The organism is Dietzia sp. DQ11-44 (genome assembly GCF_014145205.1).
Taxonomy (GTDB): domain Bacteria; phylum Actinomycetota; class Actinomycetes; order Mycobacteriales; family Mycobacteriaceae; genus Dietzia; species Dietzia natronolimnaea.
This window is the reverse complement of the sequence record NZ_JAALEC010000154.1, coordinates 1-3,007: the sequence shown is the minus strand read 5'-3', so window position 1 is coordinate 3,007 and position 3,007 is coordinate 1. Positions and strand designations below refer to the sequence as shown.

Annotated in this window: 1 protein-coding gene; it reads left to right on the top strand. The window is 70.1% G+C overall.

Features of this window, described 5'->3' with window-relative positions:
* Positions 1-248: 248 nt before the first annotated feature.
* On the top strand, positions 249-3,007 hold a 2,759-nt coding region (locus tag G6018_RS04860), incomplete at its 3' end, for a DUF4040 family protein (protein WP_182638938.1).

The window sequence follows — 3,007 nt, the reverse complement described above, 5'->3', positions numbered from 1 at the left end:
GACCGGCTCGTCGACGGGCTCGTCGACCGGGTCGTCCAGAGGTTCGTCCGCGCGGTCGGCTGCACTGGGGGTGGGGGGCATGCCGTGGATGGTAGTGACGTGGCGCACCCGTTCCCGCAGGTCATTCGGCATGCCCCGGAATCCTGCCCGAATCCGCCCGGGCGGAGAGTGTTAGCCTGGCCCGGCGGGCTCGGTACCCACGGGTCTGTTCCGACGCCCATCTCGACCACCTCCGGAGCCAACGGCACGTGACCCTGACCCTCGCCCTCGCAGTGGCCTTCGGCATCGCGGCGATCTCACCGTTGCTGGCCCGCACCATGGGGCGGGACGCGGGATGGCCGCTCGCGGCGCTGCTCGGCGGCCTCGCCCTGTACATCTGGTTCGCCGTCCCCGTCGACACCGTCTCCACGGTCGCGTGGATGCCCGCGTTGGGCGTCGAACTCCGCCTGTCCCTCGACCCGCTGGCCCGCGTGTTCACCATGATCGTCCTCGGGATCGGGGCCGTGGTGATGGCCTACTCGTCCCGGTACCTCGGGCGCGGTGGCGGTCACGGCGGGTACTACGGCCTGATGACGCTGTTCGCCGCGTCGATGCTCGGGCTGGTCCTGGCGGACGACGTCGTCCTGCTGTTCGTCGCGTGGGAGTTCACGACCCTGTGCTCCTTCTTCCTCATCACGCTCGCCGGCCCCAAGGGAACGCAGCCCGCGGTGCGGACGCTCCTCGTCACCGTCGCGGGCGGGCTGTGCCTGCTCACCGCCGCGGCGCTCATGGTGGTCCGCACCGGCACCACCGTCCTGTCGGAGATCCTGGTCGATCCGGTGTGGTCGACTGACCCCGGCTTCGCCACGGTGATCGCCGTACTGATCGCCATGGCCGCGTTCACCAAGTCCGCGCAGTTCCCGTTCCAGGCGTGGTTGCCGGACGCCATGGTCGCGGCGACCCCGGTCAGCGCGTACCTGCACGCGGCCGCCATGGTCAAGGCCGGCATCTACCTGCTGCTGCGGTTCTCCGAGGCACTGCACGACGTCCCGGTGTGGAACCTGCTCCTCATCACCTGCGGAATGACCACCGCCGTTCTCGGGGCCGTGTTCGCAATGCAGCGGGACGACCTCAAGGAACTGCTGGCCTACTCCACGATCAGCCAGCTGGGCTTCCTGGTGGCGACGATCGGCGTGGGCACCCCGGCCGCCATGGTCGCCGCGATCGTGCACACCATCGCCCACGCGCTGTTCAAGTCGTCCCTGTTCATGTTTGTGGGCGTGGTCGACCAACAGACCGGCACCCGGGCCATGAGTGGTCTCCCGCGGCTCTACCGCATCATGCCCGGCACGGCGATCGGCGTGGGACTGGCCGCGGCGTCGATGGCGGGACTGCCCCCGCTGCTGGGCTTCGTGTCCAAGGAGTGGATGTTCAAATCCATGCTCGACGCGCCGGGAGCCGCGTGGACCGGGCCCGCGCTCGGTGCCCTGGCCGTGTTCGCCGCCACCTTCACCTTCGCCTACTCGGCACGCTTCCTGCTCGGCGGGTTCGTCACCCACGGCCCCCCGGCGGGGCCGGGCCCCGAGCCGGTACACAGCACCCCGGAGACCATCGAGGCGCCCCACGCCTCGTTCTTCCTCCCCGCCGCCCTGCCCGCGGTGCTGGGGCTGGTGCTCGGATTCACCGGGTTCCTCCTCGAACCCGCTGTCGCGGCAGCGGCCCGCGCCTCCCTCGGCGAGGGATACAAGGCGGATTTCGGTCTGTGGCACGGGTTCGCGCCCGAGTTGTTCATGTCGATGGCCGTGATCGCGTTCGGCATCGTGCTGGTCCTGGTGCGCAATCCCCTGGACCGCTTCCTCAACCGTGAGCTCGCCCCCATCACCGGGGTGGCGACGGTCGACGCGCTGCGCCGCTGGGCCATCGCGGGCGGGGCGCGCGTCGGCGACGTCACCCGGACGGATCGGATCTCCCGGCACGTCTGGGCCGTCCTCGTGGTGCTGGTCGCCCTGGCCGCCGTGGGTGTGGCGGTCGTCCGCCCCGAACCCGAGGTGGGCTCACCCGTCCGGGCGGAGGACTGGGTGGTGGTGCTACTGCTCGTGGTGGGGACCGCAGCCATGGTCATCTCCCGCTCCAGGGTCGGCGCCGTCGCGAACGTCGGGATCGTCGGGTTCGCCATGGCGCTGTGGTTCTTCACTCTCGGTGCGGTCGACGTGGCTTTGACCCAACTCCTCGTCGAGGTCCTCACCGTCGTCGTCATCGTCCTGGTCCTCCAGCGACTCCCCCCCACCTTCCACATGGTCTCCCGCTCACGCATGCTCGTCAGCGCGGCCGTCGCGATCGTGATCGGCCTGGCCTCGGGCGCGGCGGTGTGGGCCATGACCGGTCGCCGGGAACTCTCCGATGTCGGGCGGTACTTCCTCGACAACGCGGAGGAGGACACCGGTGGCATCAACGTGGTCAACACCGTCCTGGTGGACTACCGAGCGCTGGACACCCTCGGCGAACTCACCGTGCTCGGGGTGGCCGGACTCGCGGTGGTCCTGGCTCTGCACGCCAGGCGCACCCTGCCCCGTCGCCAGGTGCGTCTCTCCGTCCCCTCGAATTCGCCGCTCCTGCCCGCCGAGGACAACGGGGTCTTCCTCCGCACGTTCGCCCGGGTACTGGGCCCCCTGATCGTGTTCCTCTCTCTCTACTTCCTCGTGCGCGGCCACAACGCCCCCGGCGGAGGTTTCAACTCCGCGCTCATCGGCGGGGCCGGAATCGCGATCTACTACCTGCGCGCACCCAGGGACGAGGCGGCGCGGATCCGGGTCCCATACGTCGCGGTCATCGCGGCGGGAGTGGTCATCGGGGTCGTCACGGGTCTCGCGGGCTTCGTGGACGGCTCGTTCCTCCTGCCGCTGCACGCCTACCTCGGCGACGTGCACCTCACCACTGCGTTGGTCTTCGACGTGGGCGTCTACCTGGCGGTCCTCGGAGTGATCATGGCCGCGATCGACAAGCTCGGCGGGGACGACCGGAGCGACGA